Genomic DNA, 18,044 nt, shown 5'->3' on the forward strand with positions numbered 1-18,044 from the left:
TAAATGAGTAATTTATTTTTTACACCTCTATGGTAATACAACATGTCTGTGAAGTAAACCAATTTGACATAATCGGTCTTTATCTGGCATATTCTGCACAAAAAGGGTCAGCACGGTATAATAAATCGATATGTCTTTTTTGTAACAAATGCTGTGAGACGGGGAGAGAAGTAGATGGAACTCGATAAGCCAATTATCAAGGAAACAAGCTACAACAACGATGGAGTAGACGATTTCAAATTAAACGACAGTGAAAAGGAATTGATTTTACAATACCCAACAGTTTACATCGTTAACGATAAGAAAAAAGAAACCTTTGATGTATATGTTGGCGAAACTAATAACATTAAGAATCGTACATATCAACATTTACAAGAGGACCGTGACGATTGGGAAAAGTTTAACGCTTCAAATACGGCTAAATTGATTGTGATGGGTCATTCTCATTTCAATAAATCTTTGACTCTGGATATCGAAAATAAGATGCGCCTCTATATGACGGGCGTTGGTTCAGTCAAACGCTTGAATAACCGTCGTGGAAATCCACAGGGGCACTACTATACAAGTAATGAAGTTGACCAGGTTTTCCGTTTGTTGTGGGAAAACTTGCATAATTTGAACGGTCGTCTTTTCCCAAGTCGTGCTGAAGTTGAACAGTCAGCTTTGTTTAAGTCCTCGCCATTTCATCAATTAACCGACGACCAGATTAAAAGTAAAGACTACTTAATGCTGAAAATCACCGAAGCAATGAATCGTGATAGGACAGATCAACTAATGATTGTTGAGGGTGCGGCAGGAACTGGAAAAACAGTTTTGTTGAGTTCGTTGTTTTTTGATTTGCTTGCAGATAATGCTGAAGATGATGTGGCTGTCTATCAGCATAAAAAAGTCGCACTTTTGGTTAACCATGATGAGCAAGTAAAGGTTTATAAGAGTATTGCGAATAAGCTTGGGGATGATAAAGCTGTCATCATGAAGCCAAATGAATTCATTAACAAGTACTTCGGTAGTAACGAGCAGTTTGATGCAGTAATTGTGGACGAAGGTCATTTGCTGGCGACCCGAAATGGACAAGCATTCAGTAGGGACAAAGGAAAGACACATCTCGAAGTAATTCGAAAACTTGCTCGCGTAACTGTCTTGGTTTATGATCCGCATCAAATTTTAACGACAGAACAGTATTTCCCTAAAAAGGATTTTGTAAAGTTACGGAAAGATGTAGCTGAAAAAGGTAATCTCCTAACTCTTAAACACCAGATGCGGATTTCTGCTGGTCAGCAAACTATCAATTGGCTTGATGACTTTGTTTTTAAACATCATATTAATTCTATTCCAAGTGACTCAAGTTATGATTTGCAAATTTTTGATGACCCTGAAAAGATGTATGATGCGATTAAATATCGTGCAAATCAGCCAGAAAGTGAACTATCTCGAGTATTAGCAACGTATGATTGGGAATGGAAGCCCGATGGACAAGAGTATGATGTTGCAACTGGAGACTTTAGGCAGCCTTGGAATTACTATTACACAAAGCGTAAAGATCACGTTGCTTGGGCGGAAAATCCGGAATCCATTAATGAAGTCGGTTCGACTTTTACTATTCAGGGCTTTGATTTGAATTACGCTGGTGTAATTATTGGCGAGAGTGTTCAATACCGCGATGGGAAAGTGGTCTTTAATCCAAATAATTCATTCTCAGGCAAGGCTAAACAGAAACCTGGAAAAGGCGTCTTGGAAGACGAAGATGAACGACAATCAGTTCCATTTGAAAACCTGAACAATGAGCTGAATGTTTTGCTGTCTCGAGGCGTCAATGGCTTGTATATTTATGCGGTCGATGAGGCATTGCGGGAGAAGTTGTTGGAGGCTTTTGGTAAGAACGTGTATAACTCGGGTGAGAAGGGCTAAATATTCTAAAAAATATCTCTAATTACTTGGAAAAATTATTAATTATCTGAGAGATAACGCTGAAGATGGTCAGGATAGTATCAAGGGAATTGAATAGATTTTCAGAATTTGTCTTAAGCGAAGTAGATGAACTATTTTTAAAATAGATTTTACTGTAAATGTTGGTAATTTAAATGACTGAAAAAAAGAAACAAGGTCGTCCTGCAATATATGAATCTGCTACAACAGCACAAAATGAAGCTAATAAACGTTGGGCTCAGAAAAATAAAGAACGTAAGAAATATTTGAGTTATCGAACTTATTCTCGTTCCCTTATTAAAAAGCAAGCAACTCTGGAAGATTTTAACGAGCTGGAAGAATTGATTATAAATCGTAAAGCCGAAATGGAAGTTTCCGAATAGGGAAATATGACTGCCTTACCACCTATACGTCCATTTTTCTTCGGCTAATTTGCAGAAGAAGATTGATAAGGTGGCTGGGCTTCTCGGAAGAACAGTTGAGATTAGTTTTTGATTTATCATTTATCCACGGCAAGTGCTAAACTGTTCACTAACGAGGGAAGGTGAACACCATGAATTTGAATTTAGGACAATTAATTGCGCTGTTGAAGTTTAAGGCAGCAACTTTAATCTTGTGATTAAGAGAAGGGCTCGCAGATGCGGGCTCTTTTTTGTTTGTCATTTGTGCCAAATATCCGGCGACGTGTGCCAGAACTATTTTAATATGCCCATGTTCTTGCTAATTTAGTTGTCTAAGGGAAGAATTTGAAATTGATTAAGGGGAAATTGGGTTGAAAAGTTTTGAGGATAGAAATCAGATTACATATCGTTACCTTAAGCTTTTTTATTTTATCCTGGCATTTAGTGCCTTGACATTGAATACAGTTTTTTCAAGAGATTTATTAGCTTCTGTTCTTTCATTCGTTCTTTATGCTGTTCCGATTGCTTTTTCATTTTACGATTTGTATGGACGTTGGCCGAAAGATGATAAGAACAAAATCTTTTTACAGAGATATTATGAGCGAAATTTGATTGTTTGCTTTATTTTAATTACTTTTTACATTATTTTAGCTACAATATTGATAAGCAATAAAAAAATCATTGAAAACAGAAATGTTTTAATTGAGTACAGTATAAAAACTGGTTTATATTTGGCGTTACTAATACCCTTTATTTCTAATTTAAAAGCAACCAACCTTTCGATTAAAATGACGGATGAAGCATCTGCCGGTGTTGATTATTTGAATCGTTACGTTGAACGCGAAGCAACTGACTATCGAGAAAGAGATTGGACGGAACAAGCCAATCGCCAGCTTGAGATGAAGAAGTTTGTCCAGCAACAGATGAATGGCAAGCACAGGAAAAATGGAGGACCAAAACAATGATGATACTTGGGTTGTTCTTATTAATGACTATTTCAATTTATTATGGTTATGCTGTTTACACTGCCTATTCCGTCTTTCATGAGAAGTCTCTGAAGGCAAATAATTGGCTGCTCTATTTAGTTTTTCCAATAACTATCTTGAAATACAGTATTAAGGCTTGGCTTAAGACACTGGAAGAAGTGAATTATTCAGGAAGTCCTTCCAAAAAGTTTTGCCTCTCTATTTTTAGTGGTATGGCCTACTACTACATTGCGTTACAAATTACAGCAGCCTATTTGCTAGCCTTATATACTAATAAAGATTTTGCTAACGCTGTGGCCGCCAAAAAGTCCGTTGTTCCTGAAAATGACTTAATTCAAGAATCAAATTTGGAATTTAATCCAGCTGATTATGTTCGTGTAGCTCAAGATTTTCTAAAAGGGAAAAAGTTCCACCTTGCGTGATTTCTAACTGATTACGAAGGTAGCCACTTCAATTTTAGATCCACACAAAAAGGATCCGCATAAGCGAATCCTTTTCCATTTCGTATTATGACATGACGATCAAAGACTTGATGGCCTTGCGGTCGGTCATGGCTTGGTAAGCATCGTTGATGTGATCCAAGTCAAAGCTTTGCGTGAAGACCTTACCAGGGTTGATGTCACCGTTCAAGACGGCCTGCAACAAGACACCCTTGTCATAGGTCGTGACAGAAGCTGGGCCACCGGCCAAAGCAACGTTCTTGCCGAATGGTGCTTCGACTGTGGTGTGTGGCAAACCAACGCGACCCACCGTTGCACCGGGACGGGCAACGTCGAGGGCAGTTTTAGTTGATAGTTCGGCTCCGACACATTCGAGCACGGCGTCGGCACCAGCGCCATTGGTCAATTCCATGACCTTGGCAACGCCTTCATCACCACGTTCGGCCACAACATCAGTGGCACCGAATTCGATGGCCAACTTTTGGCGGTCTTCGTGGCGGCTCATGATGATGATTTTTTTAGCACCACGCAACTTAGCAGCGATAACACCACACAAGCCGACGGCGCCGTCACCAACAACGACGACCGTGTCACCCTTGCCAACGTGGGCAGTGCGCGCAGCGTGGTAACCGGTTGGCATAACATCGGCCAAGGTTTGGAAGGACTTGATCATGCCTTCCGTATAGTCTTCCGGCTTACCCGGAATCTTGACCAAGGCCCAGTCAGCGTGCTGGAAACGAACGTATTCGCCTTGGTTATCAGCTGAGAAGTTGTCATCATGATTCAAGCAAGAACCTTCGTAACCGGCCAAACAAGCGGCACAGTGACCACAGCCGTGGGTAAATGGTGCGATGACGAAGTCGCCCTTCTTGACCGTGTTGATGGCTGAACCCGCTTCCTCAACAATTCCAATCGCTTCGTGACCAGAGTTGTGCGCACCGGGACGAGGCTTGTCGATACCCTTGTAGTTCCATAGGTCAGAACCACAGACCGAGGCACGGTAGACTTTGATGATAACGTCGTCATCCTTTTGCAACTTTGGCTTGTCGATGTCTTGAATCTCGACCAAACCGGGTTTAACTAATACAGTTTCTTTCATGAATTAAAGTCCTTTCTAAAGCTATGGGTCTACTTTACAACTTGAAGCCAGGTTTAGGTCAAGAAAAAATCGAAAATCCGCCACTTCATGCTAAAATTTAATTACTATGAAAGAAAAAGTTTACCCACTAATCGCCAAAATTTTTGACATGATTATCACCGTTCTGATGCTGGCCTTCGGCCTCATCGTGGCGGCTTATTTCGCCTTGTCGATTTATGAATTGGGCTGGGATTTGGTCCATTACTCCCACTCAATCGATCTTTCGGATGTGATTCGAACCGTCTTGACAGCATTCTTGTGCTTCGAATTTGCCGTCATTATTAAAGAATACTTCCAGTACCAGGCCAAGATTAAGTTCGAAAATTATCTCTATGTTGCCATCACGGCCATTATTCGTTCGCTCTTGGTGTATCACGATAACGCCGTCAAAACGGCCTTGCTCTGCTTGGCGATTTTGATTTTGGTCGGCGCCATCGTGGTTTATCGTCGCTTTTATGGCGAACACGATACCGACGACGAAATTGTCTAATAAAAAAGTTCCCGCATTCGGGAACTTTTTTTGTGACTTTTCTTGATGCACTTCGTAATATTTAGCGAAGGGGTGGAAAGCGGTGTGTGGTGTAAATTTGGTCAAGAATTTTATAATCCTGCATGGGGTCGTAGGGGTTATGCTGGTTGTCATTCCACAGCGTGATAACGTAGACATTTCCCAGCAACCATAAGAAGTCAGAATCGCCGGATATCTTAAAGAGGTAATTCATGCAAGAACGTTCGAATAACTTTACAAATTCGGGATCTTTCATTTGTAGGTGCAGTACGACCAAAAATTCAGTGTCCTGGATCCCAGCCAAAGTTGTGAAGGGATGCTTGGTGAATTCTTTTAAATCAGTGTGTTTAAAGAATTCCGCTAGGCCATAATGAAAAACCGCATCTAAAATATCGTACTTATCCTTAAAGTGATGGTAAAAAGTATTTCGATTAATTTCAGCTTCATCGCAAATTGACTTAACCGTTAGCTTGGAAAAGGGCGTATTGGCCAGTACCTTGGCGAAACTTTCAAGTATGTGGGATCGCATTAATTCAGCTCGTTTATTGACCATAAAGTAGACACTTCCTCAAATCTGTCGTTTTTATAGACAGTATAACATTATTAACCCTTTACCCGCGCGAGTGCTAAGTTTAAAATATTCATTATCGTATTAAATATTTAGGAGGAAAACGCCATGTTAAAGCGTTTTGGGACTTGGGTTTACAATAATAAATTCAAGACAATCTTTATCTGGCTGCTTTTGTTAGCTGGTTTTGGAACATTCGCCGGTACGATGGGTTCACATTACTCATCCAACTTGACGATTTCAGGGATTCCATCAACTGACATTCAGTCCACTTTAAAGAAGGAATTTCATCAAAACCCTAATTCGGGAACCATGAAGGTGGTTATCCAACATAAGGGTGGTCAAGGAGCCAACGAAGAAAGCGTCAAGAATGACGTCAACAAGGCCATTGATAAGATCAACAAGGATTACTCATCTGACATCAAGTCAGTGTCAAACCCTTACTCAAATGGCATTATTTCTTCTGATAAGACCACGACTTACGTGGATATTACCTTTGATAAGGAATCAACGTCCGTTTCACGCAATGCCATTGATGGCATTCAAAAGGTCTTCAACAAGGACGTTAAGAACAGCGCAACAAAGGTAGCCTACACTGGTTCTGTTCAAATTCAAAAGATTGACCTTGGTGGGGCTTCAGAATTGATTGGAATGGGCATTGCCTTCATCTTGTTGTTGGTACTCTTCCGTTCATTCGTCACAGCTGGTTTGCCAATTCTTTCGGCCATCTTTGGTTTGGGAACTGGTGTCTTGTTGATTGTTATCGGTTCAAGCTTTGTTGATATGTCTGATGTTACGCAGACTTTGGCCGTGATGTTGTCATTGGCTGTTGGTATCGACTATGCTCTGTTCATCTTGAACCGTTACAAGACTGACTTGGCTGAGACAAACGGGGACAAGGCGGAAGCCTTGGGCCGTGCGGTTAGTGAAGCTGGAAAGTCAGTTATCTTTGCCGCTACGACGGTTATCGTTGCTGTTTGTGGTTTGAGCTTGGTCGGCATCGACTTCTTGTCAAAGATGGGCTTTGCTACTGCCGTAGCCGTCTTCTTCGCTTTGATGTCAGCTTTAACCTTCTTGCCAGCCATGATTGCTTTGTCTTCAAAGTTTATCAAGCCTAACAACCGTTCAACGGATGACATGGCTAAGAACCCTGGTAAGTTGACCAAGTTGATGACTGGTCACCCATGGATCATCCTGGTTGTCTCAGTAATCTTCCTTGGCTTGGTTGCTTTGCCTGCCCAGCACATGCGTTTGGGTATGCCTTACAACGGAACCTTGCCAACTGACCGCACGGAACGTCAAGCTTATGACATGATTTCAGACAAGTTTGGTGAAGGGGTTAACTCACCATTGATTGCGGTGGTCAAGCTCGACACCAAGAAGTCCGACAACGAACAAAACTTGGCTAAGATTGCTGAACACATTAACGATTACAACGGTACTAAGCAGTTGTCACCATTGTCAGTTGACCAAGCCAAGGCTGCCGAATTGCAGCAAACCCTTGGTGCCCAAGCTAAGCAAGAAATGGCTGCTAAGGCCCAAGCAACTGGTCAAATGCCAAGTCAAGCAGACCAAGATGCTGTTGCCGCTAAGGTGAAGGCCCAAATCATGGCCCAAGCTACGAAGCCTTACATGGTTTCTTCAGATGGCAAGTATGCCATGATCGTGGTCATTCCTAAGAAGGGTTCTGAATCCGTTCAAACTGAAAACTTGGTTAACAAGATCAAGGCTTACTCAAAGACGACGGATAAGAAGTACAACGCAACCATCACCATGACTGGTGTTAACGCTGTTAACTTGGACATCACTAAGAAGTTGAACGATGCAACGCCTGTCTTTGCAGGAATCATCATCGCTTTGGCCTTCTTCCTTTTGATGGGTGTCTTCCGCTCATTCACGATTCCGTTGGTTGCCATGGCTGGTTTCGGCCTATCATTGGTTGCTTCATTTGGTTTCACTACTTTGGTTATCCAAGATGCCTTTATGAAGGATCTCTTCGGTATTTCAAAGGGTGGTCCATTGATTGCCTTCTTACCAGTTATTGCCATTGGAATTCTCTTCGGATTGGCGATGGATTACGAAGTCTTCATGGTTTCACGTGCGCGTGAAGAATACGTGAAGACCAAGGATAATGACCGTGCAATTACGGTTGCCCTTCAAGATTCTGGTCCAATTGTTGTGACTGCTGCCTTGATTATGATTGCCGTCTTCGGTTCATTTGCGCTTAACAGCAATCCAACCATCAAGTCAATGGGCTTGACCCTTGCCTTTGGAATCTTCTTTGATGCCTTCATCGTACGTCTCTTGATCGTACCGTCAATGTTGAAGATTCTTGGAAAGTGGAACTGGGTATTCCCTGGTCAAAACAAGAAATAATAAGTACGCGAAAAGCAGCCTGCGGGTTGCTTTTTTTTGTAACCTTATTGTTAAGCTGAAAAATTTTAAAAGTGATACGATGGGGGAGATTAAATCCAGGGGGACTTTATGAAGACCATTCGCGCCATTGATCGCAGTCGGCGAGCATTTCAAAAGAATTGGGTGGCTTATCTAATTCTAGTGATTGCCGTCCAAGCGATTATTAAACATATCTTTATTCCAATCTACACTTTAATTTTTGAAGGCATTATGGCCCAGTTTGGGATTAACTACTTGTCCTACAACAATCTGGGCGTGCTGTTTCACTACATGGGACTGCCGGCCCTTGAATTCTTGATACTGGGCTTGTTAATCCTGCTGACGGCCTATGCGCAGTTTGCCTTTTTGATTGTGGTCATTCATCAAATTGCGACCGGACAGCCCTTGTCAATCAAACGAGTGGGTGGCATTATCTGGCGCTCGCTACGTAGCATTTCGCTGGGATCGACCATCCTTTTTGCCGGTTATATCTTAATAATCTTGCCTCTTGTGTCACGGCTTTTTGATTCCTTGCTCTTACGTAAGTTGGTTTTGCCGGACTTTATTTTGACGGTGATTATGACCAACGGACTTTACGCACCGCTCTTTATTTTGCTAATGTTGGCGCTCTACTACGTTGGCATTCGTTCGATTCGCGTTCTGCCCTTGATGTTGACGAAGCAAATGGCCTTCCACGAAGCTTGGTCGGCCTCTTGGAAGGAAACGCAGCACAAGTTCTGGTTTTACGCTTGGCGTATTATCTTGATCGGACTGTTGACCGAGATTCTTTCCTGGCTCTTTACGACCTTAGCCGTGCTCGCTCAATCTTATTTCGACGGTCATCTAGCTAGCAATGCTGGTCTGATTACTGCTTTATCGCTAACTTCGCTGGTTCAGGTTTTGATTCTTGTCGTGGTTGATGTCGGCACTGTTCTTTTTGCCATGGTGATTCTTTTTCCAACGGAAATTCCAATCATCAAGGACAACTATGTTTTGGACTTTCCTAACCATGCCAAGCTGGGCTCCTGGGTGCCAGTCACCATTGCGGTAGTGGTGGGGCTAGTCCTCTTAGTCTTTAACATGGTTTATCTGACCGACTCCTTCTCCGGTGCCAAAAACATGACCTTGATTTCTCACCGTGGTGTCAACGGTGACAACGGGGTACAAAACACCATTCCGGTTTTGGAGAAGACGGCCAAAGACAAGCCGGACTACGTCGAAATGGACATCCGCGAAACCAAGGACCATCAGTGGGTGGTCATGCACGACAGCAACCTCAAGCACTTGACCGGGGTCAATGCGAAGCCGGAAGACCTTACTTTGGATGAACTAACTCGCTTAACGGCTCGGGAAAACGGCCACGCCGCCCCAGTGGCCTCCTTCGATGATTACTTGGCCACGGCCGAACGAATTCATCAAAAGCTTTTGGTCGAGATTAAGACATCCAAGAAGGACAGTCCCGATTACATGCAAAACTTCAACAAGAAGTACGGCAAGCGTTTGGTCAAGGATGGCTCCATGCTGCACTCGCTGGACTATCACGTCATCTCTGACATTCGCGTCATGCAGCCTAAGCTGCCAGCTTCCTTCATCCTGCCTTACACCTTGGTCTTACCGAACACGCCGGCCAATGCTTACACGCTGGAACAAAGCACTTTGAACCAGCAAATCGTCGACCGTGCCCACGAAAAGGGCCAGAAGGTCTTTGCTTGGGACATCGACGAAGAAGACCAAATGCATAGCATGATTTACCTCAACGTAGACGCCCTGATCACGGACAACCTTTCCGTCGCTAAGTCGGTGGTTTACAATGAAGATCACAACCCGTCCTATGCTAAGAAGATGAAGCAATTCTTGAACATGGATTAGCAATCAGCCTACTAAGAAAAGCCCTGCGGGGCTTTTTGCTTTTACCTGGAAAAATGCTAAGGTAATGTTATGCAAAAACGGTTAAAAATTACAATTGCAGTGATGGTGATTGGCGCCTTCATGGGTGGCTTTTCATCGACTTTGATGAACATTGCGCTGCCAAATTTGATGCGCTCCTTCCACATTTCAGTTTCTGATGCCCAGTGGATTACGACGGGCTACATGCTGATTTCGGCGCTGGTGATTCCCGCATCTTCTTACCTCATCAAAAAATACTCGATGCGAACGCTATATTTGACCTTCGCATCGATTTTTATGGCGGGTTCCATCTTGGGCTTTGTAGCGCCCAACTTCTTTTTGGTGGTTGTCGCCCGAATGATTCAAGCCGCTGGGGCAGGGGTGCTCTTTCCCTTGGTCATGGTGGCGGGGCTGCGCTATGCTGATCCACACCATCGGGGCATGGTCATGGGACTGGTCGGGATGGTCTTTAACATGGCGCCGATTATCGGGCCGACGATTTCGGGAATGCTGTTGGACTTGGCCTCTTGGCGCTATCTTTTCGCCATCCTCGTGCCCATCATTGCCCTGACCATCGTGGCCGCCATTTGGGCTGTGCCAAATGATGAACCGGAGGAAGATGCTCACTTAAACGTTACGGGCTTAAGCCTGCTTTCCTTTGCTTTGGGCACTTTGCTTTACGGTTTGTCTAATGTCGGCCAGGATGCCTTCGTTTCCTGGCAGCTCGGTGGTAGCTTGCTTGCCGGTGTGCTGGGTACCGTTCTCTTCATCCGGCATCAGCGTAAGAGCACGATTCCGGTTATCGACTTCCGGATTTTCAAGGACAAACAGTTTAACCTTGCCAATTCGATGAATTTCTTGCTGACGGCGACCATGTTTGCTAACTCCATCATGCTGACCTTGATGATTCAGCAGGTGCTGGGCTTAAAAGCTATCACAACGGCTTGGGTAATTTTGCCAGGAGCGCTTTTGACCGGCTTTTTGTCGCCGATTTCCGGTCGTTTGTATGACCACATTGATATTAAAAAATTAACGGCCATCGGGCTAACTTTGGACATTATCGGAACGATTTTGCAGGTCAACGTTAAACTTTCAGATGCTTTCTGGGTCTTACTGGCCGCGCAGTTGATTCGTCAGTTCGGGTTGGTGATGATTTTGATTCCGATTCAAACCCAGTCGGTTCGGACTTTGCCTGCCGAGCTGATTTCGGATGCGGTACCCGCTTATTCGATGTTTCGCCAAATTGCCGCTTCGCTGGGAACGGCCTTGATTGTGGGAATTATTGCTGCAGCCGCTTCGATTTTTGCTAGCAATCCAAACCATGATTTGATTGGAATTAAGTTTGGTTATGGTTTGTCGCTGTGCTGGTTGACGATTACCTTTATTTTGTCGCGTGGTTTGAATAACAAGGACGACTAGAAGGCGGAACAACTTTTCTTTTGTTGGGGGACTTGTCAAACTTACTTAATGTTGATATAATATTTAAGTTGTTTGAGACATCGGGAGTGTAGCGAAGTCTGGCTAAACGCGACGGACTGTAACTCCGTTCCTTCGGGTTCGTAGGTTCGAATCCTACCGCTCCCATCGCCGCGCAAGCGGCCAAATTCAACTGCCCCTTGGCCAAGTGGTAAGGCAGAGGTTTTTGGTACCTCCATGCGCTGGTTCGATCCCAGCAGGGGCAACTAATTAAGCAGTCTTCGGACTGCTTTTTTTGCGCAATAAAAAAGGGCACCGCGCCGCGGTGTCCTTTTATTTGATTCGTGCCTCGAATTCTTTGCCAATCGGATAAAGAATGGGGATTCGGTGTAGGCCCAGCCAGACTAAAATGTTCTTAACCAAAAACTTGTCATCTTCTAGGGTTGAAAATTGGTCGGATACAGTTTGAAATTCAGTAAAGAAGTCTTCGGCGGTTAGTTGGTAGGGATCACTACTCTTTGACAAAACAAGCTCGCAGGCGGAAATTAGTTTTTCTAAAATTCGAGGATCTTCGAAACCCATAATCCAGAGATCCAAAGTCATTGAAACTGGCAGAAAATCGTCATCAGCAATGAAAATGTCGATTTCGTGCATGGCGTTTAATAAGACTGTCTCTGCTGCGGAACGCTGGTAGTAGCGTTCAGGAATTATGTTTTTCATCAGCTCCCCCTTCAATGTGAATATTTTTAGCCACGGGATAAACTCGAGGCATGATTCGACCAATCCAAGTTAGAATATAACGGATGTCACCGCCATCCTTTTTAGGGTCGTTGAAGGTGTTGGGGTAGAGTTTGGCAAAAGCGCGATGAAAATCCATATAGGTCAAGGTTAAAGGATCTCGGCCAGAAAATACCAATTTAGTCGTTTCATGCATAAGTTTATCCTTTGCCTCCGCATCGCGAATGCCCATCTGCCAGAGGTGTAAGCTCAACGAAACTGGATTTTCGGATGAATCATTCAACTTTTCGGTCATCTCCTGCAATGATTGAAAGAGAACTTCATCGTACTTGTTCATGTTTTGATCATCAATTTTATTTTCCATATACTAATTTTCTCAAAGCTAATCGAAACTGGCAAACTAAAAAGCCCCTCATCATGAGGAGCTTTTTTCAATCAACATACTTTTCATACTGCGGTAATTCAGCGCCAGTCAATTCGACTTCCAGCACTGTACCTTCCTCGTCGTATTCTTCGGACTGGAAGGTGTGGTGGGCAGCGAGCTGGGCGACCACCTTGTTATCGGAAAATGGAATCCGGAGCTTGACCAGTTGAAGGTCCGGGAAGATGGCCTTCTTAATTAAATCAAGCAAGTCATCCTGCGACTTTTCGTCCTTAGCCGAAATCGTCAAGGCCCCTTGGCCGTCGACGGTTGGGTAAGGGACTTCAGCCAAGTCAGCCTTGTTGTAAACCGTAATCATTGGACGATCCTTGATGCCGATTTTGGCTAAGGTTTCCTCGGTCGTTTCCATCATCTTCTTGTAATTGGGGTCGGAAATATCAACAACCTGCAAAAGCAAGTCGGCTGAACCAGCTTCCGCCAAAGTTGACTGGAAGGCCGCCACCAAATCGTGGGGCAACTTGGAAACGAAACCAACCGTATCCGACAGCAAAAACTGCTTCTTGTCGGGCAGCGTCAATTGTCGAACCGTCGTGTTCAAGGTGGCGAAGAGCATGTTCTTTTCGAAAACTTGCTTGCTGTCGTCTTCCTTTGCGCCGACGCCAAAGCGAGCGAGCAAACGGTTCATAATCGTTGACTTACCAGCGTTAGTGTAGCCAACGAGGGCGACACTGGGCATTCCTGACCCTTCCCGCTGAGCGGAACGGGTCTTGGCACCGGCTTGAATATCAGCTAATTCATGGCGAATGTGTACCATTTCGTTGGTGATGCGGCGACGGGACTGTTCAAGCTTGGTTTCACCAGCACCACGCGAGGTAAAGCCACCGCCACCGGCACCGGTTTGCTGATCCAAGCTAACGGACATGGAAGTCCGCAAGCGAGGCAACTGATACTGCAAGCGCGCTAATTGCACCTGCAACTTGGCCTGTTTCGTCTGAGCACGCTGCGCAAAGATATCCAAAATCAAACCAGTGCGGTCCACAACTGTGGCGTCAGTCCGGGCTTCTAGATTGCGAATCTGAGAAGGGGAGAGTTCGTCGTTGGTGACGATGAGGTCAACTTCGTAGGTTTTGACCGCGGCGGCCAATTCTTCAACCTTACCCTTACCGAAATAGGTACCGGGGTCCGGCCGGTCAGTTTTTTGCGTGAAGCTTTCACGCGGATCTAAGTTGTTGGCGCGGGCTAGTTCGGCTAGCTCGGTCATTTCATAATCTAAGTCGCCGTGATCCTTATAGGCCAAGCCGGCCAAAATCACGGGACGTAATTTTTCTTCTGTCATCTTTAATCAAAGACCTTTTCATCGTTATTAAATTCAACAATCTTAGCAGCATCTGAATTGACGTCTAAGTCGATGCGAGTCACCGCCCCGTTTTTAATTGATTCCTGGCTGAGTTCGGGGCGTCCCAAGAGGGTCGCAATCCCGCGAATGGTGGTACCGTGGGAAACAATCAAAACTTTGTCACCGTCTTGATGGCGCTTGCGGATATCGGCAAAGCCACGCTCAATGCGGCTTTGCCAGTCAGCATAGGATTCCGCCAGCTTGTAAGGGTCGTGGTCATGAAAGAGGTCCATCAAGCCCGGCATGCCTAGTTCTTGAACCATGCTGTTGTACGAAGGATAGTTTTCCTCGGTAAAGCCGTTTAAGTAGGTAATCGACATTTGCGAATCCATGCCCTCGAAGGTCCCGAAGTTTTCTTCACGAAAGTCGGGGAGTTGCACCGGCTTTTTAGGCGAATCGGCCTGGTTTTGGCTGAGGGCATACTGTGCCGTGTGGATGGCGCGGGTCAAGTCCGATGAGTAAGCACCGGCGAAGTGAACCTTAGCTAAGCGCTGACCTGCTTTTTTACCGTCCTGGATTCCTTTTTCAGTTAGCGGCGCGTCGGAAAAGCCTTGGAGGCGACGCAGCAAGTTGAAGTAAGTTTCGCCGTGGCGAACGAGATAAATTTGAATGGCCATGTAAACGTCCTTTGCGATTAGTTTCTTCCTATAGTTTAACATTGACGGCCAGGCTGTGCTTTATATAACAACGCTGTTAAAATTTTTACAAGCAATTAACAATCCGGGTGAGAGTCTATCTTTCAAATCGGGCCTTTGATAAGCTAAAGGTCATAAAGTTGAGGTAATCTTGATGAAAACGATTTGGAAGAATAATTTTGATAAGTTCTTGAATAATGCGGATAATGGCGTCCGCTTCATGCGAACCGTACTGGTCCTCTTTGCGGCACTTGTACTGGTGAATTTGCCTATGTGGACGCACGGCTACAGTTTTCCCTTAGAAACTTACGTGAACTTCGGTCGGGCTGTTTATGGCGAACAGTCAGTCGCTTATTATTCCGCAGGGCCTGCTTTCTGGGGAACCATCACGATGGTAGCGACTTTCTTCATCGCCTTTTTGTACATTAATTTGGTTCGCCGTCGGGCCAATCAAGTTGGCATGGGAAAGGTTACGCGGATGATAATGTCCGTTTGCATCGCCCTAAGTTTGCTTACTTATCTAGGTCTGGCAGACGGTCTTTTGAGCCTGGCGCTATTCGTACAAATTTTTTACCTTGTCCAACTAGCTTGGCAGCACAAATAAAAAGGCCGCAATTGGCGGTCTTTTTGCATTTTATAGGCGCCAGCGTTAGGCTAAAAGCAAGTTATCGAGGAGGTTTGCATGTCCGAAAAAATCGACAAGATTGAGGTGCGCGGCGGTCGCGTCCACAACCTCAAAAACATTGATATTGATATTCCTTTAAATAAGTTTGTGGCTATCTCGGGGCCCTCTGGTTCCGGAAAGTCTTCTTTGGCGATGGGGATTCTATACGCTGAGGGTTCCCGCCGCTATTTGGAGGCCTTGTCAACTTATACCCGTCGTCGGATCGGGCAAAATACCCGAGCTGACGTCCGCGAAGTGAAGCACATTCCCTCAGCCATTGCCTTACGGCAGCGTCCCGGTGTGCCATCGGAACGGTCAACCGTGGGCTCCATGTCTGAAATTTTCAACGTCGTTCGTTTGATCTTTTCACGACTGGGTTCGCCGGTCTGTCCGAACGGCCATCGCGTGGCGCCCTCACTCGCCATCGCCCAGGCCTTTGACCGACCTGCCAGCGATGATGGCCATCAGTGGGACATCCAGTGTCCAACCTGTGGGGTTTCCTTTTCTGTGCCGGAAGCCGAAGATTTTGCCTTTAACGGGAACGGTGCCTGTCCTGAATGTCATGGGACCGGTGAAGTTCGTTCCATCGATGACAGCAAAATCATCAAGGATGAAAATCTTACTATTGATGAAGGCGCAGTGGCTTCCTGGCGTTTGCCAGGTCGTTCCTTCATGGCTACCATTGCTCGTTCGCGGGGCGTGCGCACCGATGTGCCTTTCAAGGACCTATCGGATAAGGAGAAGGACTTCGTTTTACATGGTGAAAAGAAGCGTTACGTCGTGGATTTGAACACCTCGACTGGTCGTGTTTACCACAACGATAACTCCCTCTATGAAAACGCCTACGATGCCATTTATGACTCGTTGAAAACCGTTCACTCCGAGCGCTCGGTTAAGCAGCTGAATCGTTTCTTTCATTTTTCAACCTGCCCACTCTGCCATGGTTCTCGCTTGAATCCTAAGCTGTTACAGCAAACGGTAGCGGGCAAAAACATTGCGCAAGTCGCTGACTTACATTTGGGCGAATTAGCCGACTGGCGCGAGGCGACGCTCAAGTCCTTGCCTGCTAATATGCAGAAGATGGCTAAGATTATTTTCGACGAGCTGACCAATAACTTGCGTCCGCTCCTCGAACTTGGTTTGGACTATCTTGCTCTGTCTCGTGCTGGAAACAGCCTTTCAACAGGAGAGCTGCAACGAATTCAACTGGCTAAGACGCTGCGTACCGAGACAACCGGCGTCCTCTATGTCTTGGACGAGCCTTCGATTGGTTTGCACCCTGATAACGTGGCCGGCTTGATTAACGTTTTCCGAGAGTTGATTGAACAAGGAAACTCCTTGGTCGTGGTTGATCACAACGTTGATTTGATTGCCGCAGCGGATTGGATTATCGAAGTCGGTCCTGGCTCAGGGGTAAAGGGCGGTGAAATCATCGCTCAAGGCACGCCGGCTGAGCTTTCAAAGGACAAAAAGTCCCTTATTGGGCCATATCTGAACGGCACCGCCCAGATTATGCAAAAGAAGGTTGAGCCGACTGATCCGGCAGACACCACACAAACTAAGTTTGAAGTGAAGGGACTCTACAACCTCAAGGACGTTAAGGTTTCCTTACCAGAACACGAAATGACTGCCGTCACTGGTTTTTCCGGAGCTGGAAAGTCATCCTTGATTCTGGATTCGCTGGTGCCGGCCATTTCTGATAAGGGACAGGGTGAAAGCTTGCCCCAGCAGGTTAAGAGTCTTGAAACGAACTTGAATTCAGTAGTAGCCGTCGATGCCAAGCCGGTCGGGAAAAACACCCGTTCTTCGGTGGCGACTTACACCTCCATCATGGATAATCTTCGCCACCTCTTTGCCGGGCTACCCGAAGCTAAGGCTAAAGGCTACGGCTTGGCTGCCTTTTCTTATAATAGTAAGGAGGGGGCTTGCCCGAACTGTGGTGGTCTAGGGGTAGTTTCCTTAGACGTGCAGTACCTCGCCGACGTGGAAGAAATCTGTCCCGTTTGTCAGGGAAATCGTTTTAAGCCTGAAATCTCTCAGATTAAGTGGGGGGGCCGTTCAATCGTTGACCTCTTAAACCTTTCGGTTGCTGAAGCGCGTTCCGTTTTCAAGGAAGTGCCTAAGATTGAAAAGCAACTCAATCTGCTGGCTGAAATTGGCTTGGATTACTTGCATCTGGGCCAAAGTACACCGTCTTTGTCGGGTGGTGAAGCCCAGCGCCTCAAATTGGTTAAGCACTTGAACAAGTCTCAGAAAAAGACTCTCTTCGTCTTCGATGAACCTTCAATTGGCTTGCATCCCCGCGATGTTTGGACCTTGTTGGGTGTCTTCAACCGCTTGAAAGCTAAGGGGGCTACCATCGTCATCATCACCCACGATTTGGACTTGATGACCAACGCCGACTATCTTCTCGACCTTGGCCCCCGCGGTGGTTCTGCCGGTGGCCGAATCATGGCCGCCGGTCCCGTTGCAAAAGAAGTTCGCAGTGGCCACAGCTTGACCCTCGATTACCTCAAGCGCCACTTTGAAAAGTTCCACATCGCCTTTTAGAGCAAATAAAAAGCA

General features: G+C 45.4%; 16 protein-coding genes and 2 tRNA genes. 12 read left to right on the forward strand and 6 right to left on the reverse strand.

What is annotated here, in order from left to right; translation table 11 throughout:
- The first annotated feature begins 174 nt into the window (after positions 1-174).
- From ABSY64_RS06575 to ABSY64_RS06590, 4 genes are all read left to right on the forward strand, one after another.
- Complete coding sequence (locus tag ABSY64_RS06575) at positions 175-1,908, forward strand: DUF2075 domain-containing protein (RefSeq protein WP_349642293.1); 1,734 nt, start codon at positions 175-177, stop codon at positions 1,906-1,908.
- Between the two features lie 173 nt (positions 1,909-2,081).
- Positions 2,082-2,309, forward strand: coding sequence for a hypothetical protein (locus tag ABSY64_RS06580; protein WP_349642294.1), 228 nt, complete (start codon positions 2,082-2,084; stop codon positions 2,307-2,309).
- Between the two features lie 389 nt (positions 2,310-2,698).
- Positions 2,699-3,292 carry a hypothetical protein gene (locus ABSY64_RS06585; protein WP_349642295.1) on the forward strand — a complete coding sequence of 198 codons (594 nt, stop codon included), beginning with the start codon at positions 2,699-2,701 and terminating at the stop codon, positions 3,290-3,292.
- On the forward strand, positions 3,289-3,735 hold the full coding sequence (locus tag ABSY64_RS06590) for a hypothetical protein (protein ID WP_349642296.1): 447 nt from the start codon (positions 3,289-3,291) through the stop codon (positions 3,733-3,735). Before ABSY64_RS06585 ends, ABSY64_RS06590 begins: the two co-directional genes overlap by 4 nt.
- Before the next feature lie 85 nt (positions 3,736-3,820).
- On the opposite strand, the gene ABSY64_RS06595 is transcribed toward ABSY64_RS06590, so the two are convergent.
- Positions 3,821-4,852 (reverse strand): zinc-binding dehydrogenase, encoded by a 1,032-nt coding sequence (locus tag ABSY64_RS06595; RefSeq protein ID WP_349642297.1) that lies wholly within the window; start codon positions 4,850-4,852, stop codon positions 3,821-3,823.
- 106 nt (positions 4,853-4,958) lie between these two features.
- Here ABSY64_RS06595 and ABSY64_RS06600 point away from each other — a divergent pair, with 106 nt between their 5' ends.
- Positions 4,959-5,381 (forward strand): phosphate-starvation-inducible PsiE family protein, encoded by a 423-nt coding sequence (locus ABSY64_RS06600; protein ID WP_349642298.1) that lies wholly within the window; start codon positions 4,959-4,961, stop codon positions 5,379-5,381.
- A gap of 61 nt (positions 5,382-5,442) precedes the next feature.
- Here the strand turns inward: ABSY64_RS06600 and ABSY64_RS06605 are convergent, their stop codons facing one another.
- On the reverse strand, positions 5,443-5,952 hold the full coding sequence (locus tag ABSY64_RS06605; RefSeq protein WP_349642299.1) for a TetR/AcrR family transcriptional regulator: 510 nt from the start codon (positions 5,950-5,952) through the stop codon (positions 5,443-5,445).
- 123 nt (positions 5,953-6,075) lie between these two features.
- Here ABSY64_RS06605 and ABSY64_RS06610 point away from each other — a divergent pair, with 123 nt between their 5' ends.
- The 5 genes from ABSY64_RS06610 (at position 6,076) to ABSY64_RS06630 (ending at position 11,930) form a co-directional block, all read left to right on the forward strand.
- Positions 6,076-8,343, forward strand: coding sequence for an MMPL family transporter (locus ABSY64_RS06610; RefSeq protein WP_349642300.1), 2,268 nt, complete (start codon positions 6,076-6,078; stop codon positions 8,341-8,343).
- 108 nt (positions 8,344-8,451) lie between these two features.
- Entirely contained in the window at positions 8,452-10,230 is a 1,779-nt protein-coding gene (locus ABSY64_RS06615; RefSeq protein ID WP_349642301.1) for a glycerophosphoryl diester phosphodiesterase membrane domain-containing protein, read from the forward strand.
- 69 nt (positions 10,231-10,299) lie between these two features.
- A complete protein-coding gene (locus ABSY64_RS06620) occupies positions 10,300-11,667 on the forward strand; it encodes a DHA2 family efflux MFS transporter permease subunit (protein WP_349642302.1) in 1,368 nt (455 codons plus the stop codon).
- Positions 11,668-11,749: 82 nt separating this feature from the next.
- A tRNA-Tyr gene (locus ABSY64_RS06625) sits at positions 11,750-11,832 on the forward strand.
- Positions 11,833-11,858: 26 nt separating this feature from the next.
- Positions 11,859-11,930, forward strand: a tRNA-Gln gene (locus ABSY64_RS06630).
- 67 nt (positions 11,931-11,997) lie between these two features.
- Here ABSY64_RS06630 and ABSY64_RS06635 read toward each other — a convergent pair.
- The 4 genes from ABSY64_RS06635 to ABSY64_RS06650 form a co-directional block, all read right to left on the reverse strand.
- The gene (locus ABSY64_RS06635; protein ID WP_349642303.1) at positions 11,998-12,384 is read right to left on the reverse strand and encodes a hypothetical protein; all 387 of its coding nucleotides are present in this window, start codon (positions 12,382-12,384) and stop codon (positions 11,998-12,000) included.
- Positions 12,365-12,766, reverse strand: coding sequence for a hypothetical protein (locus tag ABSY64_RS06640; RefSeq protein WP_349642304.1), 402 nt, complete (start codon positions 12,764-12,766; stop codon positions 12,365-12,367). The genes ABSY64_RS06635 and ABSY64_RS06640 overlap by 20 nt, the downstream gene beginning before the upstream one ends.
- Positions 12,767-12,833: 67 nt before the next feature.
- The gene (gene hflX, locus ABSY64_RS06645) at positions 12,834-14,120 is read right to left on the reverse strand and encodes a GTPase HflX (RefSeq protein ID WP_349642305.1); all 1,287 of its coding nucleotides are present in this window, start codon (positions 14,118-14,120) and stop codon (positions 12,834-12,836) included.
- Positions 14,121-14,122: 2 nt separating this feature from the next.
- Positions 14,123-14,797, reverse strand: a complete 675-nt coding sequence (locus ABSY64_RS06650; protein ID WP_349642306.1) for a histidine phosphatase family protein — start codon at positions 14,795-14,797, stop codon at positions 14,123-14,125.
- Positions 14,798-14,969: 172 nt separating this feature from the next.
- On the opposite strand from ABSY64_RS06650, the gene ABSY64_RS06655 reads away from it, so the two are divergent.
- Both ABSY64_RS06655 and ABSY64_RS06660 read left to right on the forward strand, forming a co-directional pair.
- Entirely contained in the window at positions 14,970-15,419 is a 450-nt protein-coding gene (locus ABSY64_RS06655; protein WP_349642307.1) for a hypothetical protein, read from the forward strand.
- 78 nt (positions 15,420-15,497) lie between these two features.
- Positions 15,498-18,029 (forward strand): excinuclease ABC subunit UvrA, encoded by a 2,532-nt coding sequence (locus ABSY64_RS06660; protein ID WP_349642308.1) that lies wholly within the window; start codon positions 15,498-15,500, stop codon positions 18,027-18,029.
- The last annotated feature ends 15 nt before the right edge of the window (positions 18,030-18,044 follow it).

This window comes from Eupransor demetentiae (genome assembly GCF_963930865.1).
Lineage (GTDB): Bacteria > Bacillota > Bacilli > Lactobacillales > Lactobacillaceae > Eupransor > Eupransor demetentiae.

Excerpts from the sequence above, each read along its gene's own strand:
- ABSY64_RS06620 (WP_349642302.1), top strand. The coding sequence starts at position 10,300 with ATGCAAAAACGGTTAAAAATTACAATTGCAGTGATGGTGATTGGCGCC.
- ABSY64_RS06640 (WP_349642304.1), bottom strand. The coding sequence starts at position 12,766 with ATGGAAAATAAAATTGATGATCAAAACATGAACAAGTACGATGAAGTT.
- ABSY64_RS06615 (WP_349642301.1), top strand. The coding sequence starts at position 8,452 with ATGAAGACCATTCGCGCCATTGATCGCAGTCGGCGAGCATTTCAAAAG.
- ABSY64_RS06575 (WP_349642293.1), top strand. The coding sequence starts at position 175 with ATGGAACTCGATAAGCCAATTATCAAGGAAACAAGCTACAACAACGAT.
- ABSY64_RS06660 (WP_349642308.1), top strand. The coding sequence starts at position 15,498 with ATGTCCGAAAAAATCGACAAGATTGAGGTGCGCGGCGGTCGCGTCCAC.
- hflX (WP_349642305.1), bottom strand. The coding sequence starts at position 14,120 with ATGACAGAAGAAAAATTACGTCCCGTGATTTTGGCCGGCTTGGCCTAT.
- ABSY64_RS06635 (WP_349642303.1), bottom strand. The coding sequence starts at position 12,384 with ATGAAAAACATAATTCCTGAACGCTACTACCAGCGTTCCGCAGCAGAG.
- ABSY64_RS06580 (WP_349642294.1), top strand. The coding sequence starts at position 2,082 with ATGACTGAAAAAAAGAAACAAGGTCGTCCTGCAATATATGAATCTGCT.
- ABSY64_RS06590 (WP_349642296.1), top strand. The coding sequence starts at position 3,289 with ATGATGATACTTGGGTTGTTCTTATTAATGACTATTTCAATTTATTAT.
- ABSY64_RS06655 (WP_349642307.1), top strand. The coding sequence starts at position 14,970 with ATGAAAACGATTTGGAAGAATAATTTTGATAAGTTCTTGAATAATGCG.
- ABSY64_RS06595 (WP_349642297.1), bottom strand. The coding sequence starts at position 4,852 with ATGAAAGAAACTGTATTAGTTAAACCCGGTTTGGTCGAGATTCAAGAC.
- ABSY64_RS06650 (WP_349642306.1), bottom strand. The coding sequence starts at position 14,797 with ATGGCCATTCAAATTTATCTCGTTCGCCACGGCGAAACTTACTTCAAC.
- ABSY64_RS06610 (WP_349642300.1), top strand. The coding sequence starts at position 6,076 with ATGTTAAAGCGTTTTGGGACTTGGGTTTACAATAATAAATTCAAGACA.
- ABSY64_RS06605 (WP_349642299.1), bottom strand. The coding sequence starts at position 5,952 with ATGGTCAATAAACGAGCTGAATTAATGCGATCCCACATACTTGAAAGT.
- ABSY64_RS06600 (WP_349642298.1), top strand. The coding sequence starts at position 4,959 with ATGAAAGAAAAAGTTTACCCACTAATCGCCAAAATTTTTGACATGATT.